We start from the raw sequence: 21,468 nt of genomic DNA on the forward strand, positions 1-21,468 counted from the left end.
CAACCCGATCGCGCAGACGACGACGGCGGCCGACGGCAGCTATCACTTCGACAATCTCGGTCCGCTCAGCGGCGGCCAGACCTATGTCGTGCAGGAAGTGCTGCCGAGCGGCGATGTCGAGACCCTGGGCAAGGACGGCTATATCGTCGCGGCCACCAGCGGCAACACCACCACCGGCGAGGACTTCGCCAACTTCGTGAAGTTCTCGATCTCGGGCACCAAGTACACCGACGTCAAAGGCGACGACACGACGACCCATAACGCCGACGACACGCCGCTGGCGAACATCACCATCAACCTCTATGCCAGCAACGACCTCGTCAACCCGATCGCGCAAACGACGACGGCGGCCGACGGCAGCTATCACTTCGACAATCTCGGTCCGCTCAGCGGCGGCCAGACCTATGTCGTGCAGGAAGTGCTGCCGAGCGGCGATGTCGAGACCCTGGGCAAGGACGGCTATATCGTCGCGGCCACCAGCGGCAACACCACCACCGGCGAGGACTTCGCCAACTTCGTGAAGTTCTCGATCTCGGGCACCAAGTATCTGGACGCCAATGGCGACGACACGACGACCCATAACGCCGACGACACGCCGCTGGCGAACATCACCATCAACCTCTATGCCAGCAACGATCTCGTCAACCCGATCGCGCAGACGACGACGGCGGCCGACGGCAGCTATCACTTCGACAATCTCGGCCCGCTCAGCGGTGGCCAGACCTATGTCGTGCAGGAAGTGCTGCCGAGCGGCTATGTCGAGACCCTGGGCAAGGACGGCTATATCGTCGCGGCCACCAGCGGCAACAACACCACCGGCGAGGACTTTGGCAACTTCCTGCCACCGGCGGGCCAGGGCTTGACGCCTGGCTTCTGGAAGAACCACATCGGTATCTTGAACCAGGAGTTGGGCTCGTTCCATCCAGGCTGGAACTCCAACACCTCCTTTGACACTGTCTTCGGGTTCCAGGACCTGTCGAAGATCCCCCAAACGCTCTCGATCGCGGATGCGTTGGCAGCCAAGGGTGGCGGCATCCATCACCTCGAACGCTCCTCGGCGGCGGCGTATCTCTCGGCTGCCGTCACCGCCGTGCCTGACGGCCCGGGCGGTAAACCGGAGCTCAATTTCAGTTTCTCCGCGGCGACCAGTTCGAACCCAACCATCATCTCTATTCTCAATCTGATTGACGCGAACCACGATCACACGCTGCAACCGGGCGAGGTGGCTGGCGCGGTGCTGGACGTCCTTAACGACACCAACGCCCCAACCTCCAACTTCGGCCTGACCGGGCAGCCGGGGATAGAGGATATCGCGAACGCGTTCGACGCGATGAACAACCAGACGCATCCGGACGCCAGCGTCTTCCTGATTTGACGAGCTGTGCGCAAATCTCATGATCGGGGGCACCTTGCCCCCGATCGTTCGGCGACAAGACGCAATCAGACACAGGGCTCACGCGATCAAGCGGGCGGCCGCGACCGCGGCACCATGTCCAGCGTTGGAAGCTGCCCCATCAGCCAGTGCCGACAGCATGCTTGAAAAATCGACCTGACAAACTTAGCGTTGCCCGCGCTCTTTCCCTCTAGCCCCGCGCGGCTTGCCCATCATAGTCTCTCGCGCCGTTTCAAACGCACGAGTCGCATGAGCAAACTTCTTTTCACCCGCGTTCCCGCCAGCCCGGTCTCGCTCGGGCTCGTCTGCAATTTTCTTGCGCATTACCCGCCATTCGACGGCTACGAGTTCGGTCTGATGGTGAAGACCTTGCGCTATCAACTCGAGCAACAGACACACCTTATCGGCTCGGTGGAGGATGCGATCGTTGCCTATGTCGGCTGGATCGTAACCAGCCGCGAGATCGCCGAGGCATGGGTCGCGAACAACGGTCCGCTCAATCCAGATCCCGGTGGCGCCGCCATTGCCGCGACCGTGATGGCGACGCGCTCTTCCTCGCATATCCTCCCGCTGATCAAGGAAGCCAAGCTGCTCAACCTCGACAAATCCGTCTATTGGAAACGCGATTTCATCGACGCGCGCGGCGCGATGAAGCGCGCCGTGCGCAAGCGGGACGGCTGATGGACCAGGCGTCGCCCGGCGAGGCGCTGACCCAAGAGATTCTCATCCGCCTCGGCGACCGTTATGCGTCGATGTTCGTGCGCATCTGGCAGCCGGCGGGCACGCCCCGCGGCAGTGTTTTCTGTCTGCACGGCTTTACCGGAAACGGTTCCGATTTCGATTATCTCGCCGCATTTCTCTGCCGCAACGGCTACCTGGTGGTCTGTCCGGACCTGCTTGGGCGAGGGCGGAGCGCCTATCTCGGCGGCGGCTATGACATCAATGTCTACTATAATTGCCTGCGCGCGCTCGGCCAGTTCGCTGGCAAGGAGAACCATTTTATCGGGTCGTCCTGGGGCGGCACGATCCTTCTGTTGTTTCTCTATATGACCCGTGCGCGGGCCACCAAGGTGGTGCTCAACGACGTTCCCATGATTGGCGGCGCCAATGTCGATCACATTCGTTCCGAGATCATTCGGGACAGTGAGGCGCAATTTTCCACCCGCGCCGAAGCCGAGGCCTATGTGCGCGCGACCCGCTCCTTCATGGGACCCGTCGAGGAGAGCGTGTTCTCGCGCTATGTCGCCAACAAGATCGTTTCCGGTCCCGAAGGCTTTCGCCTGGCTTATGACCCGGCCACGACCGCAAGCTTCGGTTCGATGACCGGTCGCGACTACGACCTGTTCCAGATCGTGTCGAAGGTGCAGGCGCGCTTCCTTTTGATGTATGGCCGCGAGAGCAATTTCATCGACAGGCAGGCCATCGACCGCACCCGTCAAGTTCGGCCGGATCTGCTGGTGGTCGACAATGTCGATGCCGGCCATCCACCGTCGTTGATGACGCTCGGCCAGGCGCTGCTTGTTCTCGGCTTCCTCACGACCGTCTGAATGCGCGGATAGCGACCGCGATCAGCCGTCGGCTTCGATCATCTCGATCCGGCACCAGGGCCGCCCTTGGCGGGTGATCGAGCAGGTCGTGAGGCCGTGTTCGGTTCCAGGCTTCTTGAGGCTGACCAGCTCGACGGCCGCCGCCGGCCGCCGCTCCAGATGCAGCGTCCGAAGCAGGAAGCGCCGGCCTGTGGCCGCCTGATAGCGGTTGAAAACCACCGCCAGGATTTCCGAGTGGCCATGCCGGCCCAGAACCAGATAGCGATGGTACCCGGCGCAGCCGGGGAGCGCGACGTGAGAAGCAAGCGCAGGCTCGCTCTCAACTGGGGGCAGGGCATTTTCGAGGTTGGTGACGAAGAAGTCGACCGGTGCGCCATGGCGCGGCGCCAGCGACACCGCAACGGCCGTGGCATGGCCGCGTCTGAAGCTGATGGCGGCGTGGTTGGCGATCGGCCGCAGGAATTTCAGCCCAAGACGGGCGAAGTAGGGGCAGCGGCGCTCGATCAGTGCCACGACGTCCAGTCCGCGCACGTAGCGGCGGTGCCCGATGCGCGGGAAGGCGAGCTGCTCGCCCTCGACGAACAGCCGGGTCGCGGGCGCTTCGTTCATCGCCGCGCGACACCGACCGACGAGCCGGCCGCAGGCCGCAGCGCCAGCGCATAGTCGAAGCGGATCACGTCGTCCGCGCGGCTGAAGGTGAACTGGCGCACCACGGCGCGCACTGCCTCCTTGACCTCGAGCCGACCGAGCCGGGCGCCGCCGCACATACGCGGCCCGGTCAGGAAAGGGATGAAGGCACGGCGGTCGTAGGTGTCTTCGATGAATTCCCTTCGGCTGGCATCGAAGGTTCTCGGGTCCGACCAGAATGCCGGATGCTGGTGAACGCCCACCACCGAGAGGAGGATGAGTTGTCCCCGCCCCAGCCTGCGGCCCTCGAGCGACGTCTCGGCGCCAACTTCCCGGACGAGGAACGGAATCGGCGGCAGGTAGCGCATCGTCTCGTTGACGATGCAGTCGGTGAACGGCGTCTCGGCCGCGTTGCCGTCAATCTCGTCCTGAACGCGCTGCTGCACCTTTGCGTTGGCACCCAGTCGGTCGATCACCCACAGGATGGTGGCGACCGTCGTTTCCACGCCGGCAAAGGCGTTCATCACGAACTCCTCCACCGGGGAGAAGCCATCTATGTCCTTGGCCCTGTCCGCGAAGCGTGCCATTTCCGCCGCGGCGCGCGGATCGGCGGCGAGTTGCCTGGCGAAATCGGCAACCACCTGGCGGGCCTCGCCTATGGCGCTGTCGCGTTCCGAGGTCGTAGGCGCCACCCAGGAGAAATATTGCAGCCGCCGCAGCACCTCGCGGACGCGGTCGATCAGCGCGATCGTTGATGCGATGTCTGGAACCAGGTTGAATGCGCGGTAAAAAATCGTGAGTGAGGCGGCAAACAGCGCCTTCTGGATACCGGCAAGCGTCGCATCGCTTTGCGACAGGCGCGCCGTGTAGACATCCAGGACCGCGTTCTGCTGCGCCGGCTTCGCAGCCGCGAGATAGGCATCCTGCGTGATGTCGCGCCGTGCCGCCCAGTCTTCGTCATTGGTGTTGAAGCGGCTATAGCCCAACGCCGAGATCATGGAGAAATTCTTGCGGAACAGGGCCGGCGCCTTGACGATGCGGTCGACCGCTTCCGGGTGGTCGAACACCTGCAGGTTGCCGACGCGTTTTTCGACGTCGCTCTGCTCGCCGCTTTGCGCGTAGAGCGCATAGACGAGACCGTTGAGGACGTCCTCGATCTGCGATTGCTGCATTTGGCCCCCGCCAAGCCCGCCGGTCGCGGCGGCCGAACTAACCCAACCTAAGGCTAGCCATATTTGTTTCGAGTTAATAGGCGGACCCGCAATCGGCACCAATGCGGCGGCCGCTGTAGCAAAGATGCAACATTGCCGGACGAAGAGATTTTGGCGGCTTTCTTCAAAAGTTCCCTTGAGTTAGCTTCGCGCGGGTTTTGGGTTTGGGCTTCCAACGGGGGGAAGGCATGCGGGCGCAAGCTTCCGGCAAATTTCTGGCGACTGTAGCGGCTTCAGCCGCGTCGATGACATCGGTTGGTGTGGCGACGGCCCATGCCACCGAAGCGCAGGTGACCGATCCATCGGTGATCGATTCGCGCATCAAGATCGCCTTCGAAGGCGCGGTGTTTCAAAACAACGTCCACAGCGACAAGACCGGCCTGGGCGGCAGCGACAAGCTCGGCAACGCCAATGGCGATCTCTACGGCTCGATCGCGCTAACCAAGCAGATTTCGCCCGATGTCGACTGGCGCCTCGCCGGCGCCTTCCACACCGGCAAGGATCGCTCCTGGGATTTCAACGCCTCCTCGCCGACCGAGGCGTTCGACTTCAACTATGGCGACGACTTCAATTTCCAGACGCTGGACTTTGATCTCGGCAAGCACGTCAAGATGCAGGCCGCCGACATCCGTTTCTTCGGCGGGTTGCGGCTGGTGCACTCCAAGGAGCATATCGGCGTTGGCGAGAGCTTCAGTGAGACCAGTCCGGTCGACAAGAGCGGCAGCGCGGACAAGCTCGGCAAGGCCGAATACTGGGGCATCGGTCCGCATGTCGGGGTCGAAGGCTATTATCCGCTCGGCGAGAAATGGGGGCTGACCGGCTCGGCCTCGGGTGCGGTCATGTGGGGCCGTCGCACCGAAACCGTCTCCTTCGATGTTGTCAGCGATAACCCGAACAACAATCCCACCCATCAGGAAGGCCACTTCAGCGAAAGCCAGCACTCCAACGAGACGGTCACGAGCTTTGATGCCTCGGCCGGTATCAGCTGGACGCCCTTCACCAACACTACCTTCACCGCAGGCTACAAGGTCGAGCAGTGGCACAATCTGCTGGTGACCGCGGACAAGAAGACGTCGACGTTCAACGGCCCGTTCCTGCGCCTCGAAGTCAAGATGTGACGGCGGCGGCCGGCTGCAGGTGAATTCGGAAACGGGTTTCGAATCCAGGTTCGCGGCAAACGGCGGCGTCAAACTGCACTACACAGCGGCGGGCTCAGGCCCGCCGATCGTGTTTCTGCACGGCTTTCCTGACCATGGCCTCGGCTGGCGGCGCCAGATCGAGGCACTCCAGGGCAGGTTCAGGGTCCTTGCGCCGGATCTGCGCGGTTTCGGGCGAAGCGATTCCCCGCAAGGTCATGCCAGCTACGCGTTGATGCCCTGCCTGATCGAGGACGTGCTGGCCGTGCTGGCGGCCGAGGGCATTTCGCAGGCCTCCGTCGTCGGGCATGATTGGGGCGGCATGATCGCCTGGTGGCTTGCGATGCGCGTGCCGCAGGCGGTGCGCCGCCTCGTGCTGCTCTCGGCACCGCACCCGCGCCACTATTTGCGCGCCATCAACGATCCGGCCAATGCCGGCACCATCGACTATATCCGCCGTTTCCAGGGCGTGGCCGGCGCCATCCTGCCGACGCCGGAGGAACTCGCCTCCTGGGTCGCCGACGAGGCAGAGAGGCAGGCGCTGGCGGAAGCGCTTCGGCGCTCGCACCCGGACGCGATGCTCGGTTATTACAGGGCCAACATCCCGCTCGGCAAAGTACCGGATATCGGCCCGCTGCCACTGGTCAGGGTCCCGACACTGGTTATGTTCGGCGCCGACGACCCGTATATCCCGGCCGGCGCCTATGACGGCACTTTCCGTGAAGTCGACAATGTCACGTCGGTTGTCGCGATTCCAGGTGCGGGCCACTTCATCCACCACCAGGCTGCGGGATTTGTCAGCCGCGAGGTAGAAGGATGGGTGACAAGGCCGCCGTCGAGTTTTCGACCTTTGGGGTAGCGACAGGCAGCATCGGGGAACCCACCCAAAGCGTTGCATACCTTCTCATCACCATAATGAATGGCGACTGGCCGCGAATGTCCGTGGGGCTTTCAGCGGATCGGTTGGCACAAAAAATCCTTGCCTCCTCTCTCATCTTCATTCTAATCTCCCTGAGAAAACCTTTTCCCAAATCGCCCCGCGCCCGCTGACCTCACCCGTCATCGCCGCGCAGGGCGGTAAGAGAAAACCTTTTCCCAGCTAAGGGAATCCGCCGCGCCCATGCCTTCCGACGCCGAGCCAGCGCCAGTCTCCGCCAAGACGCCGGTCACCCTTCGCGAGGTGGCGGCGACCGCGGGCGTCAGCGTGGCGACGGCGTCCAAAGCGCTGAACGGGCAGGGGCGGATGACGGCGGAAACGCGCGAGCGCATCCGCGAGACGGCGCGGCTGCTCGGCTTCCGGCCGAACAGCCTGGCGCAGAGCCTGTTGCGCAAACGCTCCTTCACCGTCGGGCTGCTCACCAACGATACCTATGGCCGCTTCTCGCTGCCGCTGATGGCCGGCGTTTCGGATGCGTTGGTCGACAAGGGCGTCTCGGTGTTCCTGTGCAATGTCGAGGACGACCAGCGGCTCGGCCAGCTGCATGTCGAGGCCATGCTCGACAAGCGCGTCGACGGCATCGTCGCCACCGGAAAGCGCATCGATCGCCATCTGCCGGTCGATCTCTCCGATCTGCGCATTCCGGTCGTCTACGCCTTCACCCAGCCCGATCCCGGCGCGGTCGGCCTGGTTTCCGACGACGCCGGCGGCGCGCGGCTGGCGGTCGAGCACTTTCTGCGGCTCGGCCGCCGGCGCATCGCCCATGTCAGCGGACCGGCGAGCTTCGCCGTCGTGCATACGCGCGCCGAGGCTTATCGCGATGTCCTGAAGGAGAACGGCCTGGCCGTGAACGAGCCGCTGCTCGGCGCCTGGTCGGAAGGCTGGGGCCACGAGGCGGTGGCAAAACTCTTCGGCAGCGCGGGCAGGGAAGGCTGGCCGGACGCCGTCTTCTGCGGCAACGACCAGATCGCCCGCGGCGTCATCGACGCGCTGCGCGAGCGCGGCATCAGCGTGCCGGACGATGTCGGCGTCATCGGCTTCGACAATTGGGAGATCGTGGCCGAGGCGACGCGCCCGCCGCTCACCTCCGTCGACATGAATCTTTCGACGCTCGGTCGCGAGGCCGGGCTCGCCTTGCTTTCGCTCGTCGACGGCCAACCGGCCGCGCCGGGCATCAGGAAACTGCCGTGCCGGCTGGTGGTGCGTCAGTCATGCGGAAGTCCGCCGGAATGAAGCAACAAGGCCGCGCGCCCGCATCCGCCGGGCGGCGTGGCCGAAACTGGGAGGAGAACCATGAGGAGGAGTAACGTGAAGACCATGCTTGCCAAGCTGGCCTTGGCCGCGGCCGTCATCGGCGGCGGCCTGCAGGCCGCGTCCGCCGAGACCGCCAACATCTGGGTGCGCGCCGACGGCTCGAACTTCATGCCGCGCATCGTCGACGCCTTCAACAAGGCGCATCAGGACCAGATCAAGCTCGACATCATTCCCAACGCCGAAATCATCCCGAAATATGGGGCGGCCGCCGCCGGCGGCACGGCGCCCGACGCGCTCTCGCTCGACCTGATCTACACGCCGTCCTTCGCCGCCGCCGGCCAGTTGGAGGACATCACCGATTGGGCGAAATCCTTGCCCTATTTTTCCAGCCTGTCGCCGGCGCATGTGAAGACCGGCACCTATAAGGACCGCATCTATGGCCTGCCGTTCTCGGCCGATGCCTCGGTGCTGATCTGGAACAAGAAGCTGTTCAAGCAGGCGGGCCTGGACCCGGAGAAGGGACCGACGAACTGGGCCGAGATCGCGGCCGACGCCGAGAAGGTCAACGCGCTTGGCGGCGACATCAAGGGCTTCTACTTCTCCGGCAATTGCGGCGGCTGCAACATCTTCACCTTCACACCGCTGATCTGGGCTTCGGGCGGCGACATCCTGTCGGAGGACGGCTCGAAGGCGACGCTCGACAGCCCGCAGCTGCGCGGCGCCATCGACCTTTACCGCTCGATGATCAAGAAGGGGCTGGTGCCCGAGGGCGCGCAGACCGACACCGGCGCCAATTTCTTCGCCGCCTTCGCCGGCGGCAAGATCGGCATCTCGCCATCCGGCGCCTTCGCCATCGGCGCGCTCAACACGCAGTACCCGGACATCGACTACGGCATCACCTTCCTGCCGGGTAAGGATGGCGGCTGGTCGTCCTTCGCCGGCGGCGACAATTTCGTCGTCACCAAGGGCACCAAGAAGATCGCCGTGGTGAAGGAGTTCCTGGACTTCGCCTATTCGCTCGATGGCCAGACCATCCTTGCCAAATATGGCAGCCTGCCGGTGCGAAACGACATCGCCAAGGACGCGCTGAAGGATCTTGACCCGCGCTACCAGGTGGCGGCCGAGGCGATGGCCAAGGGCAGGACGCCCTATTCGGTGGTGTTCAACGACCTGATCAACTCCGCCAACGGTCCCTGGACGCAGATGATCAACGAGGTGTTCTTCGGCGATGACGTCGACGGCGCCGTCGCCAATGCGCAGGAGACGATGCAGTCGATCATCGACCAGGCGCCGAACAAGTAGATACCAGGGCCTACAGGCGGCGGGGATCGCGCAACGCCTCGCCGCCAAGGCTCTGACCGGCCGCCCGCCCCGTCTCCCTGGCCGGGCGGCCGGGATGTTGCATCGCTGAATGGCAGGGACAGACGCGTTGAGACAAGACCCCCTCATCCGGCCGCTTCGCGGCCACCTTCTCCCCGGTGGGGAGAAGAGGTTGGCGCCGACGCTCGCGATCTCCTCTCCCCTTGGGGAGAAGTCGGATTGCCCCAAATTGCCCTTTGCAATCCGGGTGAGGGGGCCTCATCAGGTTCGCGCCTTCCTTCTCCCCTTGTGGGAGAAGGTGGATCGGCGCGCAGCGCCGAGACGGACGAGGGGTGTTCCAGGGAAAGCCAGCGTCTCACTCCGCTGGAACACCCCTCATCCGTCGCCTTCGGCGACACCTTCTCCCACAAGGGGAGAAGGGGGAGCGCGACCATGACCGCCATCACAGCTTCAGCGCCCGCCCGCTCGCGCAGCAGCGCCAGCCTGCGGCAATGGGTGGGCTTGCTCTATGTGCTGCCGGCTGTCGCTTTCGTCACCGTCTTCTTCGTCATCCCGCTCGGCATGACGGCGTGGATGTCGCTGCACAACTGGCCGCTGATGGGCGAACATGCCTTCATCGGCCTCGACAATTATGTCGCGATCCTGCGTGACACGCGGTTCTGGAACGCGCTGAAATTCACCTTCTACTATACCGTCATCGTCACCATCGCGATCTTCGCCGTCGCCTTCCCGCTGGCGATCTTCATCGAAAAGCCGCGCCCGCTCACCAACCTCTACCGCACCGCCTTCTTCATGCCGGCGGTTGTCGGCTTCGCTTCGGCGAGCCTGCTCTGGTCCTGGCTTCTGAATGTCGATTCCGGCCTGTTCAGTCCAGCCGCCTTCGACCTCGGCCTGACCGAGAAGAAGGTCAATCTCCTCGCCACCTTCCAGCCGGCCTTCTGGTCGATCATCGCCATGGTGGTCTGGAAGGTCGCCGGTTTCACCATGATCATCCTAATGACCGGCCTGCAGTCGATCCCGCAGGATTTGCAGGAGGCCGCCGTCATCGACGGGGCAGGGCCGTTTGCCCGCTTCAGGGCGATCACCTTGCCGCTGATGCGCCGCACGCTGGCGCTGGCGCTGATCCTGTCGGTGGCGGGCTCGATCCTTGCCTTCGACCAGTTCTACATCATCCTGCGAGGCGGCCCGCGCAACCAGACGCTGACGGCCGTCTACTGGATCTTCAATCAGTCCTTCGTGTCGTTCAAGCTTGGCTACGGCGCAGCACTCTCCATGGTGCTCTTGGCCATCCTGGTGGCGCTCAGCCTCATCCAGCTCTGGCTGCTGCGCAAGCCCGAGGGGCTCGACTGATGGCCGAGGCGATGTCGCAGAGCCGCAAGGCCGCGTTCAGCCTCGCCAGGCATTCCACCGGCATCATCGCCTCGGTGCTGTTTCTGGCGCCGATCGTGTGGACCGTGCTGTCGACTTTCAAGCCGGCGCAGGAAGCGCGCCAGCCGCCGCTGCCGCCCTGGCCGACCACCGGCTTCTCGATCGAGAACTACGAGACGCTGAATTCCTTCGGCGACGGGCTCTGGGTTTCGGCGCAGAACAGCATCTATGTCTCGGTGATGACAGTGTTGCTCTCGGTGCTGGTCAGCGTGCTGGCCGGCTACGGCTTCTCCCGCTTCCGCTTTCCTTTCCGGGATTTCTTCTTCGTCCTCATCCTGTCGACGATCATGATCCCGTTCCAGTCGATCCTGACGCCGATCTTCCTGGTGCTGACCAGGCTGGGTCTCCACAACACGCTGACGGGTCTGGTCTGCGTCTATGTCACGCTGCAGCTGCCATTCTCGATCTTCATGATGCGCAACGCCTTCGACGCCGTGCCGCGCGAGATCGAGGAGGCGGCGCGCATGGACGGCGCCAACAACGTCACCATGCTCATCAAGGTGATGCTGCCGCTGGTCTGGCCGGGTGTCGTCACCATCGCGCTCTTCGCCTTTCTCGGTGCCTGGAACGAGTTCCTGGCGGCCCTCGTGCTGATGACCGACCAGTCCAAATTCACCCTGCCGGTGATGATGACCGTGCTGCAGTCCGGCCGCTTCGGCGCCATCGACTGGGGCGCGGTGCAGGCCGGCGTCACGGTGATGATGGTGCCCTGCCTGATCCTGTTCCTGGCGCTGCAGCGCTTCTACATCCGCGGCCTCATGGCCGGGGCCGTCAAATAAATCGCATTCGAATGGAGTGAAGTTGATGACCGCAACGCAACCCGCCGCCGCAGCCCCGGCCGCCAAACCGAGGCTGGCTTTCCGGCCGCTGCCCGTGCCGCAGGTCGATGTCCGCGGTTTCTGGGGCGATCGCGTCGACGCGGTCGCCACACGCACGGCCGGCATCCTCTATGACCGATGCGTCGAGGCGCGCATGCTGGAGCAGATCGATCCCGATCGGCCGTCGCCAGGCGTCGTCATTCCCTTCCATTCGCCGTCGCCGGACGAGGCGGCCAGTCCCACCTTCACCGGCTCGACGGTGACGACGCAGATGTTCTGGGATTCCGACTGGGGCAAGACCATCGAGACCGCCGCCTATTCGCTCTATCGCCGCCGCAACCCCGAACTGGAGCAGAAGATCGACGCCGTCATCGATATGTACGAAAAACTGCAGCAGGAGGACGGCTACCTCTCCAGCTGGTACCAGCGCATCCAGCCCGGCCTGCGCTGGACGAACCTGCGCGATTGCCACGAGCTTTACTGCGCCGGCCACCTGATCGAGGGCGCGGTCGCTTACTTTCAGGCCACCGGCAAGCGCAAATTGCTCGACGTCCTGTGCCGCTACGTCGACCACATCGCCTCGGTGTTCGGCCCCGAACCCGGCAAGAAAAAAGGGTACTGTGGCCATGAGGAGATCGAGCTGGCGCTGGTCAAGCTGGCCCGCGTCACCGGCAACCGGAAATACATGGACCTGGCGAAGTATTTCATCGACCAGCGGGGCCAGCAGCCGCATTATTTCGACGAGGAGGCGCGCGCGCGCGGCGCCGACCCGAAGGCCTATCACTTCAAGACCTACGAATATAACCAGTCGCACAAGCCGGTGCGCGAGCAGGACAAGGTCGTCGGTCACGCCGTGCGCGCGATGTACCTCTATTCAGGCATGGCCGACATCGCGACTGAATATGGCGACGACACGCTGCGCGTCGCGCTCGACCGTCTGTGGGACGATCTCATGACAAAGAGCCTCTACGTCACCGGCGGCCTTGGGCCGTCGGCGCACAATGAGGGTTTCACCAGCGATTACGACCTGCCCAACGAGACCGCCTATGCCGAGACCTGCGCCTCGGTCGGCCTTGTGTTTTGGGCAAGCCGTATGCTCGGCATGGGGCCGAACGCCCGCTACGCCGACATGATGGAACGCGCGCTCTACAACGGCTCGATCTCAGGCCTGTCGCTCGACGGCTCGCTGTTCTTCTACGAGAACCCGCTGGAGAGCCGGGGCGGGCACCACCGCTGGAAATGGCATCGCTGCCCCTGCTGCCCGCCCAATATCGGCCGCATGGTGGCGTCGATCGGCGGCTATTTCTACGGCCTCGCCGACGATGCGCTGGCCGTGCATCTCTATGGCGACTCGACGGCCCGCTTCGAGATCGCCGGCCGCCAGGTCACCCTGGTCCAGACCAGCAACTATCCCTGGGACGGCGCGGTCGCGATCGAGGTGGGGCCGGAAGCGCCGGTGGAGTTCACGCTCTATCTCCGCTTCCCCGCCTGGTGCCGCAAGGCGGCGCTGCGGGTCAACGGCAAGCTGGTCGATCTCGAAGCGGCGACAGTCGACGGGTATGCCGCGATCCGTCGCGAATGGCGCCAGGGCGACAAGGTCGAGCTCGACCTCGAAATGTCGATGGCGCGCCTCTTCGCCAATCCGCAGGTGCGCCAGGACATCGGTCGTATAGCACTTGCGCGCGGCCCGCTGATCTACTGCGTCGAGGAAACCGACAATGGCGGCGGGCTTCATCGCATCGCCCTGTCGCGCGAGGCCAGGTTAGAGGCACGCAAGGAGCCGAACCTGCTCGGCGGCGTCGTCACCCTTTCGGCCATCGGCAGCCGGGCCGAGACGGAAAACTGGGGCGCCGATCTCTATCGTCCCGAACCGCCGGCGACTGAGGAGATGACACTCAAGGCGGTTCCCTATTTCGCCTGGGACAATCGCGATCCCGGCGAGATGCTGGTCTGGCTCAGGGAAGGGTAGGCCTTTTTGTCGCGGAACTTGAGACGCTGGCGGGACTGCGCCTCCTCTGTCCTGCCGGACACGTAAAGGAACGCTACCTTGCCGGCTTATCCTTATTCTTTCGCCTCCCTGATACCGGAGCGCCAGCCTTTTGCTCCTCCTCCATCGCCGCCTTCACCAGTGCGTTGGCCGCCCACACCGACAGGTCCTCGCCCTCAGCCGCGCTGAGACCGCAGACGTCGCGCTGGACGATCAGCGCCTCCCAGCCGATCACCATGGCCAGCGCGCGGACAAGCCGGTTCCAGCCGTCCGGTTCCAGCCGGTCCCGCAATGGCGACAACGCCTGTTCGATCCATTCGATCCGCCGGTAGCCGCGACGCGGCACGCCTTGCCCGGCCGGCGTGGCGTCGGTGTCTACGGTCAGGCGGATCAGCGAGCGCCCGAGGCGCTCGACCTCGGGACTGACGTGATGCAGCGCACGGACCAGGTGCTCCACGCGCGCTTCGCCATCGTCGGCCGACTGTTCGATGGCACGATCGACCGAGGCCTGGCTAAGCGCGCCGACGGTTGCATCGAGCAGCAGCTGATCGAAGCTCGGAAAGTAGAGGTAGACGGTTCGTCGCGAGACGTCGGCCGCGGCGGCCACGTCGTTGACGGTCAGCGTCTCGCCGCGGGCGAGCAACGCGATCGCCGCGTCGACGATCGCCTTGCGGGTGCGGCGTCTCTGCGCGGTGCGAGGGTGCGGATTGACATTCATGCGTGCTAAGTATACCGGAGTGCATTAATTGCACAAGAGTGCAATATAGACATCAGAAATGTGAAGGGGGCTTTAATGACGATCTCCAGCCACACCGCCGATGACGCCCGTTTCCTGGGCCCGGGTGAGGGGGAAGCAATCTGGTTTCTGAGGAACCGCATGACGGTGAAGGCCACCGAGGCCAGCACCGGAGGCGGCTTCGGCTTGCTGGAATCCCTTATCGCGCCCGGTTTCTCGCCGCCGCTGCATGTCCATCGCCGCGAGGACGAGTCCTTCTACGTGCTCGAAGGGGAATTGACGATGAAATGCGGCGATCGCACCTTCCGGGCCACCGCTGGGTCGTTCGTGTTCCTGCCACGAAACGTTCCCCACACTTTCGTGGTCGAGGGCGACAAGCCGGCGCGGATGCTGACGCTGCTGACCCCAGGTGGCGGCGAGGGCGTTTTCATAGACGGTGGACGTCCGGCGGAGGGGGAAGGACTGCCTCCGGCGTCGCCGCCGGATATCGAGGCCCTGAAACGTGTCAGCGCCCGCTATGAGGCCGAGATCATCGGGCCGCCAATGGCACCGACGGCCCGGTCTTCGGCAAGTCATGCCGCGGCTTAATCTTCGCTACAGATGCACGAAGGCCGTCAGCGGAAGGTGATCGGAGGCGACGCGCGACAGCGGCGTGTCATGCGCCTCGACGTTCGAAACCAAATCGTGCCGGTTGCCCAGGATCCGGTCGAGCGCCAGCACCGGCAGGGCCGACGGGAAGGTCGGCACCGCCGGCGGCGTCGGCCCGAAGGTCGTGTGCAGCGTGTTCAGCGCCGAGCGGTTGCCGAGCCGCCATTCGTTGAGGTCGCCAAGCAGCAGCGTCGGCCTTTCATCGGCGCTGCTCATGATGTCGAGCACGACGCGGGCCTGCTCGGAGCGCGAGCGGCGCAAAAGGCCGAGATGGGCGGCGATCACGCGCAGCGACCGTTTCTCGTCAAGATCGATTTCCGCAACCAGCGCGCCGCGCGGCTCCAGCCCCGGCAGCTTGAGCTGGTGGACGTCGCGCACGGTGCCGCGCTTGAACAGCAGCACATTGCCGCGCCAGCCATGCCCCTTGCCGTTGCCCGAGACCGGCACCGGCACCAGTCCCGTCTCCAATTCCAGGCGGGCGAGATCGAGCAGCCCGGCCCTGTCGCCGAAGCGGTTGTCGGCTTCCTGCAGGGCGATCACGTCGGGGCTGATTTCGCGGATGACGCGGGCCGTCCTGTCAGGGTCGAACCTGCGGTCCGTGCCGATGCATTTGTGGACGTTGTAGGAGGCAACGACGATCTCCGCGCCGTTGACACGCTTGCGCGGCGTCGCCTTCGCCTTGCGCGCGTTCCTGGCGCGGATCGTAAGCAGCACGGTCTCCGGGAGGCTGCGTCCTTTTATGTCGTTTGTCTCCATGGTCCCGATGCTCGTTTCCGTTCTAAAGATAGGGTGATCCCAGCCACAGCAAACGGTCGAAAACGCGGATTACGAACGGCCTTGCATTCAGCGTCTGCAGCGTCACCGGCTGGGCGCTTGAGATGGCGGCCGCGATGCGGGCGTCGATCTCGGCGGCGAAGTTTTCATCCAGCACTTCCATGTCGATCTCGAAATTCAGCCTCAGCGATCGCGCATCCAGGTTGGAAGAGCCGACATAGGCCCACACGCCGTCGATCGCCATCAGCTTGGAATGGTCGAACGAGCCCCCGTGGCGCCAGACCCGGCAATAGTGCTTCAGCACCTGGTCGAACTGCGCCGTCATCGCATGATCGACGAGGAAGAGATTGTTCACCGCCGGCACGACGATGTCGATTTCGACGCCACGCCGGGCGGCGGTGGTCAGCGCGCTGATGAATTCGCGATCCGGCAGGAAATAGGGCGACATGATGCGGATCGATTTGCGGGCGACCGAGAATGCGCCCATCAGCAGCTTCAAGTTGGTTTCGTTCGACGCGTCCGGCCCGCTCGCCACCGCGCGCACCAGCATTGGCTGTCCGGGCGGCGGTGCGGCGCGCTCGACCTGCCATGGGCCGTCTTTCAAGGCCTCGTTGCCGGCAAAGCGCCAGTCCTCGGCCGCAACCGAGAACAGGTCGGCCACAACCGGCCCGGTGACCTGGAAATGGGTGTCGCGCGAACTCTCGGAACCGGCGAATTCGGCGGAGAATCCCTTTCGGATGTTCATGCCTCCCGTGAACGCCACTGCGCCGTCGACGATCAGGATCTTCCTGTGGGTCCTCAGATTGGCATAGGGAAGTCTCAGGCCCATGACGATGTTGCCGTTGAAGAGGTCGACGGTGACGTCGGCCTCCCTGAGCTGTTTCAGGATGCTGGGCACCGAATAGCGCACGCCGACGGCGTCTATCAGCACGCGCACGGTGACGCCGCGCTTGACGGCGTTGCCGAGCGACTGGACGAAAAGCGCCCCGACCGCGTCGTTGTCGAAAATATAGGTTTCCAAAAGGACGCTTCTTTGCGCCGCGTCAATGGCCCGGCACATCGCCGTATAGGCCTCGTCGCCGGTGTTGAGCACGGCGATGGTGTTTCCGGAGGTCAGCGGACGCCGCGCCACCCTGTCGCCAAGCGTCTTCAGGCCGGTGAAGCGCTGGCCGTATTCGGCGTTGATCAAGGCTTCCAGCGCGACGTCGCGGTCATGCCTGGCGGCGGCAGCCTCGGGCGAGAACGGCCGCATCGCGCTGATCGTTGCGCGGCGGATGCGGTTGATTCCGGCGATGGCGTAGATGATCGCGCCGAGAAAGGGCGAGAGCAGCATCACGCCCACCCAGCCGGTGGCGGCGCGCACGTCCTCCTTGGTCATGATGGCATGCACGATGCCGACCGCCGCCATCGCCAGCGAGAGGATCAGGATAAGCGTCGACCAGTGACTCGCAATCGCTTCAAGCATCGACCCGACTATTGTGCGAGGAAGCGCGGAAGGCAATGCGGACGGTCTTCGTCAGGCCTTGGACTTTTTCCTAGGTATTGGCGGTATGTGGGACTACCATGGGGCTCAACGGGGGGTGTGCGATGACAGAAGTCGCGATACGCCGAGCGGACTTCATGATGGTCCTCGCTTATGCCTCGGATCTCGCCACCGGCCATTCGCGCGATTTCGCGCTGAAATCCTGCGTGCTAGCAATGCGGATCGCCGAGCTTGCCGGCGTTTCGGAGCAGGTTCGGCGCAACGCCTATCACCAATCCATGCTGCGTTATGTCGGCTGCAACGCCGACACCGACCTTCTCTCAGGCCTCTTCGGCGACGAAATCGCGCTTCGTCAGGATCTCGTCGGGCTCGACATGGGTAACCGCGCGGAACTGGGCAGGGTCTTCGTGCAAGCCTTCAAGCGGTTCTATTATGATCTCGAGCCTGACGCGCAAGCCAAGGCCATCGAGGCCGCGATGTCGCAGGCGCTCGCCGTGGCCCGCCCGGTTCTGACGGCCCATTGCGAGGTGGCGCAGCGGATCGGCGAACGACTCGGCCTGTCTGGCGAGATTCGGCGAAATCTCGGACAAATCTACGAACGCTGGGACGGCAAGGGCCTGCCGCGTGGACTGAGCGGCGAGGATGTCCTGCCGGCCGTGCGCCTGATCACGCTGGCGCAGGACGCGATTGCGCTCAGCGACGCGGTCGGCATTGACGGCATGGCCGAGACCATCGCCAGTCGCGCCGACGGCCCATACGAGGCGGATCTGGCCCGGCTCGTCTCGGCCAATGCGGCGACGCTGATGCGGGGTATCGGCGCCACGGTCGATCGCGAGACGATCCTGGCGCTGGAACCCGATCCGCCGGTCACCCTGGACGAGGGGGCTTGCGACGAGGCGTTCCTCGCCATCGCTGACATGATCGACATGCGCATGCCGTTTACGCAGGGCCATTCGCGGATGGTGTCGGAACTCGCCGCGGGCGCAGGAGCAAGGATCGGCCTGCCCGCCGCCGATATCCGCGCGCTGCGCTGGTCGGGCTGCATCCATGACATCGGCGAACTCGTGGTGCCCGTGGCGACCTGGATGCGCAACGGCCCCCTGTCGGTGCGCGAGCGCGACGCCGCGCAGCTACATGCCTATTACGGCGAGCGGGCGCTGGCTTCCTTCGGCCGTGACGGCGATGCGATGGGCGCGCTGGTACTGCGTCATCACGAGCGCCTGGACGGTTCGGGATATCACCGCAAGGTCGGCGGTTCCGACCTGTCTCCGGCAGCCAGGATCCTGGCTGCCGCCGAGGCTTTCCAGACGTCGCGCGAGGAGCGTCCGCATCGCAAGGCGCTGTCCAGCGAGGCGGCGGCGGCACAGCTGCGCGTGGCCGTTCGTGACGGCTGTATCTGCCCCGAGGCCGCCGAGGCCGTGTTGTCGTTCGCCGGGCAGCAGTCGCGCCGGACCTTGCCGCAGGCATTGGCCGGCATGACGCCGCGCGAGATCGAGGTGCTGCGCCTCATCGCCGCCGGCCTGACCGCGAAGGAGACGGCTCGCAAACTCGATATCTCGCCCAAGACCGCCGACCACCATATCGAGAGCGTTTACTCCAAGATCGGCGTCGGGACCCGCGCCGCCGCCGCGCTCTATGCGGTCGAGCACGGCCTTGTCCGGCCAGGCGAAATGCCGGCATAGGGAATCCACCCCATGTGCGCCCGCTGCGGGGCGCGCATCGTGATCCTGTCGACGGACCAATGGTGGCCGCGACCGACAGGAGGAAATCCGATGCTTCTCGCAACGACCAAGGTGGCGGACGTCGACCACTTCATCCGTATCTTTTCAACCAAGGGCGCCGACAAGCGCCGGCTGCACGGCTCGAACGGCGCAACCGTGTTCCGCGACCCGAGCGAACCAGACCGTGTCTGGGCGATCTTCGACTGGGACGCCGAGGGCTGGAAGAATTTCGTGTCGGATCCGGAGGTGCCGGCGATCCTGCAGGAAGCGGGCCATGTCGGCAAGCCGCAGGCGGCACTGCTACTCGGCCACTACGAGGCCTGACGTCCCGCCGCGCGTCACCTGCCGTCGGCGGCGGCGCGCCCGACAAAACCCAGAAGACGAACCCCATAATCGGAGAATTCAGATGGATCCGAAGCCCATCAAGATCGGCCTAATAGCCGAACTCACCGGCCCATTGTCCTTCATGGGCATCGCCAACGCCAACCTCAGCACCATGCTCGTCGATGACATCAACGCCAAGGGCGGCCTGCTCGGCCGGCCGGTGGAACTCGTCGTCGAGGATGGAGAAACGATCGACAGCGTCGCCAAGGCGAAAGCCGCGAAACTGGTCGACGTCGACAAGGTCGATGTCGTCGTCGGCGGCATCTACAGCTCAACCCGCCTGGCCATCAAGAGCGAGGCGGTCACCCGGGGCAGGACGCTCTACATCTATACCGAACAGTATGAGGGACAGGAAAACGATCCCCTGATCTTCTGCACAGGTCCCGTGCCTGCACAGCAGGTCGAGCCTCTGATCCCATGGCTTATGAAGTCCACCGGAGCCAGGAAATTCTATTTGCCGTCGGCCGATTACATCTGGCCCCATTTGCTGAACAAAGCCGCGAGCCGGGCGGTGCGCGCCAATGGCGGCGAGATCGTCGGCGAGGAGTATTTTCCGCTGGACACCGTCGATTTCCGGCGCACGGTGCGGCAGATAATGGCGAGCGGCACCGACGTGGTTTTCAACACCATCGTGCCGCCGGGCCTGACGCCGTTTCTCGAAGAACTGCACAAGGCCGGTTTCGGCAAACGCGGCGGCAGGATCGTCTGCACTTACTTCGACGAGAACTTCTTCAATCTGGTGCCGTCCGAGCAGATCGAGGGCCTCCACAGCTGCCTCGACTACTACCAGGAACTCGACGAACCGTTCGGCCGCGCGCTCTTGCGCCGTTACAGCGAACGGTTCCCTGGAGGCGCCACTTTGACTGCGGGCAGTGGGTGCACCGGCCACTACCGCGCAATCAAGATGTGGGAAGCAGCGGTGAAGGAAGCGGGCAGTGTCGAGCGCGATACGGTTATCCGGGCACTTGACCACGTCCGGATCAGTGAAGGCCCTGGCGGTCCGGCCGAGATGGTTCCCGGACAGCACCATGTTCGCATGAACATGTACATTGCTGAGGCGCAGAACGGTCGATTCCGGGTCGTGAAGAATTTGGGTCCGATCGATCCCAACGAGAGCATGCTTACCGATGGGTTCCGTCTAAGCAACGTGGGGTAACCAGCGACCGTCGACCGTTTTTCTCCGAATTGGCGGGGGGCAGCTGAACGGCGCCCCGTCCTGCCATCCATCCCGGCCAGCAACAATGCACCCGACCTGCACATGATGTCATGGCCGCCGAAGCGGCCGTAACCAACGCCATCACCCGCCAAGGTCGGTGTCGCTGCGGGGCGGACCAGTCGGCTAACGGCCATTCTACGGTTTTCGAAAGAAGCCCGACAAAATATTCGGGCCGGCTTCGCCGGGCCGCAGCCTGATCTCATCCTCGAAGCAGTTCAGCGTCACGCATTCGAAGCCGGAATGCGCGAGCAACGTCACCAGCGAGTCGCGGTCGAAATGGTGCAGGTGCTCGTTGGGCAGGCGCATGCGCCACTTGGCAAACCATGAGTCGCCGTCGGCGCCGAGCTCGCGCCAGCGGCAGTAAGGGACGGCGACGGCGAGCTGCCGGGTCTTCAGGCGGCCGAGGAAACTCAGGTCCGGGATGTGTTCGAGCACGTCGAACATGGCGACGAGATCCCACGCGCTGGCGAGCGCCTCATCCCAATCGACAAAGCGGACACCTTGGGGCAGTGGAAACTCGGCGATATCGCAGCCGGCGCAGTCGGCGACGCCGGTTATCTTCGCGGCCTCGATGAAGGTGCCCGTGCCATATCCGATCTCCAGCACGGAGCGAGGAATCTCGCCGGTGATGCCTAGCACCCAGCCAAGCCGCTGGTAGCCGAGCTTGATGGTCCGGTCGCTCAGGTCCTCGTAATAGGAAATGTATTTCTTGTCGTACTTGATCGGCGTGAAGTCGATCTGGTGGATCACGCCGAACCTGTCCACCTCATAATTGTCCAGCATTCAGACGCCGCCTCCGCATGCCGAATTCTCTACATGGCAGAGCTAAACGCAACGTAACGGGAAAG

At 64.2% G+C, this 21,468-nt stretch carries 20 protein-coding genes; 14 read left to right on the plus strand and 6 right to left on the minus strand.

The window, feature by feature from the left end; translation table 11 throughout:
- The 3 genes from DPM35_RS24380 to DPM35_RS24385 form a co-directional block, all read left to right on the plus strand.
- On the plus strand, positions 1-1,375 hold a 1,375-nt coding region (locus tag DPM35_RS24380), incomplete at its 5' end, for an MSCRAMM family protein (RefSeq protein ID WP_146767980.1).
- A 267-nt stretch (positions 1,376-1,642) separates the two neighbouring features.
- A complete protein-coding gene (locus DPM35_RS32530) occupies positions 1,643-2,074 on the plus strand; it encodes a hypothetical protein (protein ID WP_181592123.1) in 432 nt (143 codons plus the stop codon).
- On the plus strand, positions 2,074-2,940 hold the full coding sequence (locus tag DPM35_RS24385) for an alpha/beta hydrolase (protein WP_181592124.1): 867 nt from the start codon (positions 2,074-2,076) through the stop codon (positions 2,938-2,940). The genes DPM35_RS32530 and DPM35_RS24385 overlap by 1 nt, the downstream gene beginning before the upstream one ends.
- A gap of 21 nt (positions 2,941-2,961) precedes the next feature.
- Here the strand turns inward: DPM35_RS24385 and DPM35_RS24390 are convergent, their stop codons facing one another.
- Positions 2,962-3,549 (minus strand): hypothetical protein, encoded by a 588-nt coding sequence (locus DPM35_RS24390; RefSeq protein ID WP_112129780.1) that lies wholly within the window; start codon positions 3,547-3,549, stop codon positions 2,962-2,964.
- Entirely contained in the window at positions 3,546-4,739 is a 1,194-nt protein-coding gene (locus tag DPM35_RS24395; protein ID WP_112129781.1) for a cytochrome P450, read from the minus strand. The genes DPM35_RS24390 and DPM35_RS24395 overlap by 4 nt, the downstream gene beginning before the upstream one ends.
- Before the next feature lie 227 nt (positions 4,740-4,966).
- Between DPM35_RS24395 and DPM35_RS24400 the strand changes: the two genes are divergently transcribed.
- The 7 genes from DPM35_RS24400 to DPM35_RS24430 all read left to right on the plus strand — a co-directional run bounded on the left by DPM35_RS24400 (position 4,967) and on the right by DPM35_RS24430 (position 13,640).
- Positions 4,967-5,896 (plus strand): Lpg1974 family pore-forming outer membrane protein, encoded by a 930-nt coding sequence (locus DPM35_RS24400; protein ID WP_146767981.1) that lies wholly within the window; start codon positions 4,967-4,969, stop codon positions 5,894-5,896.
- A 19-nt stretch (positions 5,897-5,915) separates the two neighbouring features.
- Positions 5,916-6,773, plus strand: coding sequence for an alpha/beta fold hydrolase (locus tag DPM35_RS24405; RefSeq protein WP_181592125.1), 858 nt, complete (start codon positions 5,916-5,918; stop codon positions 6,771-6,773).
- A 261-nt stretch (positions 6,774-7,034) separates the two neighbouring features.
- Entirely contained in the window at positions 7,035-8,084 is a 1,050-nt protein-coding gene (locus DPM35_RS24410; protein ID WP_112129784.1) for a LacI family DNA-binding transcriptional regulator, read from the plus strand.
- 84 nt (positions 8,085-8,168) lie between these two features.
- A complete protein-coding gene (locus DPM35_RS24415; protein WP_425373414.1) occupies positions 8,169-9,407 on the plus strand; it encodes an ABC transporter substrate-binding protein in 1,239 nt (412 codons plus the stop codon).
- A 450-nt stretch (positions 9,408-9,857) separates the two neighbouring features.
- Positions 9,858-10,775 carry a carbohydrate ABC transporter permease gene (locus tag DPM35_RS24420; RefSeq protein WP_112129786.1) on the plus strand — a complete coding sequence of 306 codons (918 nt, stop codon included), beginning with the start codon at positions 9,858-9,860 and terminating at the stop codon, positions 10,773-10,775.
- The gene (locus tag DPM35_RS24425) at positions 10,775-11,632 is read left to right on the plus strand and encodes a carbohydrate ABC transporter permease (RefSeq protein ID WP_112129787.1); all 858 of its coding nucleotides are present in this window, start codon (positions 10,775-10,777) and stop codon (positions 11,630-11,632) included. Before DPM35_RS24420 ends, DPM35_RS24425 begins: the two co-directional genes overlap by 1 nt.
- A 25-nt stretch (positions 11,633-11,657) precedes the next feature.
- Positions 11,658-13,640, plus strand: a complete 1,983-nt coding sequence (locus DPM35_RS24430) for a glycoside hydrolase family 127 protein (protein WP_112129788.1) — start codon at positions 11,658-11,660, stop codon at positions 13,638-13,640.
- Positions 13,641-13,713: 73 nt separating this feature from the next.
- On the opposite strand, the gene DPM35_RS24435 is transcribed toward DPM35_RS24430, so the two are convergent.
- Positions 13,714-14,376 (minus strand): TetR/AcrR family transcriptional regulator, encoded by a 663-nt coding sequence (locus DPM35_RS24435; protein ID WP_112129789.1) that lies wholly within the window; start codon positions 14,374-14,376, stop codon positions 13,714-13,716.
- Positions 14,377-14,451: 75 nt separating this feature from the next.
- On the opposite strand from DPM35_RS24435, the gene DPM35_RS24440 reads away from it, so the two are divergent.
- Positions 14,452-14,982: a quercetin 2,3-dioxygenase gene (locus DPM35_RS24440; RefSeq protein ID WP_112129790.1), complete on the plus strand. Its 531-nt coding sequence runs from the start codon at positions 14,452-14,454 to the stop codon at positions 14,980-14,982.
- 6 nt (positions 14,983-14,988) lie between these two features.
- Here DPM35_RS24440 and DPM35_RS24445 read toward each other — a convergent pair whose 3' ends face one another.
- Both DPM35_RS24445 and DPM35_RS24450 read right to left on the minus strand, forming a co-directional pair.
- A complete protein-coding gene (locus DPM35_RS24445; RefSeq protein ID WP_112129791.1) occupies positions 14,989-15,798 on the minus strand; it encodes an endonuclease/exonuclease/phosphatase family protein in 810 nt (269 codons plus the stop codon).
- A 22-nt stretch (positions 15,799-15,820) separates the two neighbouring features.
- Positions 15,821-17,224, minus strand: coding sequence for a phospholipase D-like domain-containing protein (locus tag DPM35_RS24450; protein ID WP_425373415.1), 1,404 nt, complete (start codon positions 17,222-17,224; stop codon positions 15,821-15,823).
- Between the two features lie 179 nt (positions 17,225-17,403).
- Here DPM35_RS24450 and DPM35_RS24455 point away from each other — a divergent pair, with 179 nt between their 5' ends.
- From DPM35_RS24455 to DPM35_RS24465, 3 genes are all read left to right on the plus strand, one after another.
- Positions 17,404-18,981 carry an HD domain-containing phosphohydrolase gene (locus DPM35_RS24455; protein ID WP_112129793.1) on the plus strand — a complete coding sequence of 526 codons (1,578 nt, stop codon included), beginning with the start codon at positions 17,404-17,406 and terminating at the stop codon, positions 18,979-18,981.
- A gap of 90 nt (positions 18,982-19,071) precedes the next feature.
- Complete coding sequence (locus DPM35_RS24460) at positions 19,072-19,344, plus strand: hypothetical protein (RefSeq protein ID WP_027024197.1); 273 nt, start codon at positions 19,072-19,074, stop codon at positions 19,342-19,344.
- An 82-nt stretch (positions 19,345-19,426) separates the two neighbouring features.
- The gene (locus DPM35_RS24465) at positions 19,427-20,560 is read left to right on the plus strand and encodes a substrate-binding protein (RefSeq protein ID WP_112129794.1); all 1,134 of its coding nucleotides are present in this window, start codon (positions 19,427-19,429) and stop codon (positions 20,558-20,560) included.
- A 195-nt stretch (positions 20,561-20,755) separates the two neighbouring features.
- On the opposite strand, the gene DPM35_RS24470 is transcribed toward DPM35_RS24465, so the two are convergent.
- Complete coding sequence (locus DPM35_RS24470; RefSeq protein ID WP_112129795.1) at positions 20,756-21,403, minus strand: class I SAM-dependent methyltransferase; 648 nt, start codon at positions 21,401-21,403, stop codon at positions 20,756-20,758.
- Positions 21,404-21,468 lie beyond the last annotated feature (65 nt).

Origin of the sequence: Mesorhizobium atlanticum (genome assembly GCF_003289965.1) — a bacterium.
In the GTDB taxonomy this organism is placed as follows: Bacteria; Pseudomonadota; Alphaproteobacteria; order Rhizobiales; family Rhizobiaceae; genus Mesorhizobium; species Mesorhizobium atlanticum.

Bases quoted from the DNA above. Each gene is read 5' to 3' on its own strand.
- DPM35_RS24460 (WP_027024197.1), top strand. From the start codon at position 19,072: ATGCTTCTCGCAACGACCAAGGTGGCGGACGTCGACCACTTCATCCGT.
- DPM35_RS24450 (WP_425373415.1), bottom strand. From the start codon at position 17,224: ATGGCGGCGGTCGGCATCGTGCATGCCATCATGACCAAGGAGGACGTG.
- DPM35_RS24400 (WP_146767981.1), top strand. From the start codon at position 4,967: ATGCGGGCGCAAGCTTCCGGCAAATTTCTGGCGACTGTAGCGGCTTCA.
- DPM35_RS24430 (WP_112129788.1), top strand. From the start codon at position 11,658: ATGACCGCAACGCAACCCGCCGCCGCAGCCCCGGCCGCCAAACCGAGG.
- DPM35_RS24465 (WP_112129794.1), top strand. From the start codon at position 19,427: ATGGATCCGAAGCCCATCAAGATCGGCCTAATAGCCGAACTCACCGGC.
- DPM35_RS24425 (WP_112129787.1), top strand. From the start codon at position 10,775: ATGGCCGAGGCGATGTCGCAGAGCCGCAAGGCCGCGTTCAGCCTCGCC.
- DPM35_RS24435 (WP_112129789.1), bottom strand. From the start codon at position 14,376: ATGAATGTCAATCCGCACCCTCGCACCGCGCAGAGACGCCGCACCCGC.
- DPM35_RS24420 (WP_112129786.1), top strand. From the start codon at position 9,858: ATGACCGCCATCACAGCTTCAGCGCCCGCCCGCTCGCGCAGCAGCGCC.
- DPM35_RS24395 (WP_112129781.1), bottom strand. From the start codon at position 4,739: ATGCAGCAATCGCAGATCGAGGACGTCCTCAACGGTCTCGTCTATGCG.
- DPM35_RS24415 (WP_425373414.1), top strand. From the start codon at position 8,169: ATGCTTGCCAAGCTGGCCTTGGCCGCGGCCGTCATCGGCGGCGGCCTG.
- DPM35_RS24440 (WP_112129790.1), top strand. From the start codon at position 14,452: ATGACGATCTCCAGCCACACCGCCGATGACGCCCGTTTCCTGGGCCCG.
- DPM35_RS24385 (WP_181592124.1), top strand. From the start codon at position 2,074: ATGGACCAGGCGTCGCCCGGCGAGGCGCTGACCCAAGAGATTCTCATC.
- DPM35_RS32530 (WP_181592123.1), top strand. From the start codon at position 1,643: ATGAGCAAACTTCTTTTCACCCGCGTTCCCGCCAGCCCGGTCTCGCTC.
- DPM35_RS24470 (WP_112129795.1), bottom strand. From the start codon at position 21,403: ATGCTGGACAATTATGAGGTGGACAGGTTCGGCGTGATCCACCAGATC.
- DPM35_RS24410 (WP_112129784.1), top strand. From the start codon at position 7,035: ATGCCTTCCGACGCCGAGCCAGCGCCAGTCTCCGCCAAGACGCCGGTC.
- DPM35_RS24390 (WP_112129780.1), bottom strand. From the start codon at position 3,549: ATGAACGAAGCGCCCGCGACCCGGCTGTTCGTCGAGGGCGAGCAGCTC.
- DPM35_RS24455 (WP_112129793.1), top strand. From the start codon at position 17,404: ATGACAGAAGTCGCGATACGCCGAGCGGACTTCATGATGGTCCTCGCT.
- DPM35_RS24445 (WP_112129791.1), bottom strand. From the start codon at position 15,798: ATGGAGACAAACGACATAAAAGGACGCAGCCTCCCGGAGACCGTGCTG.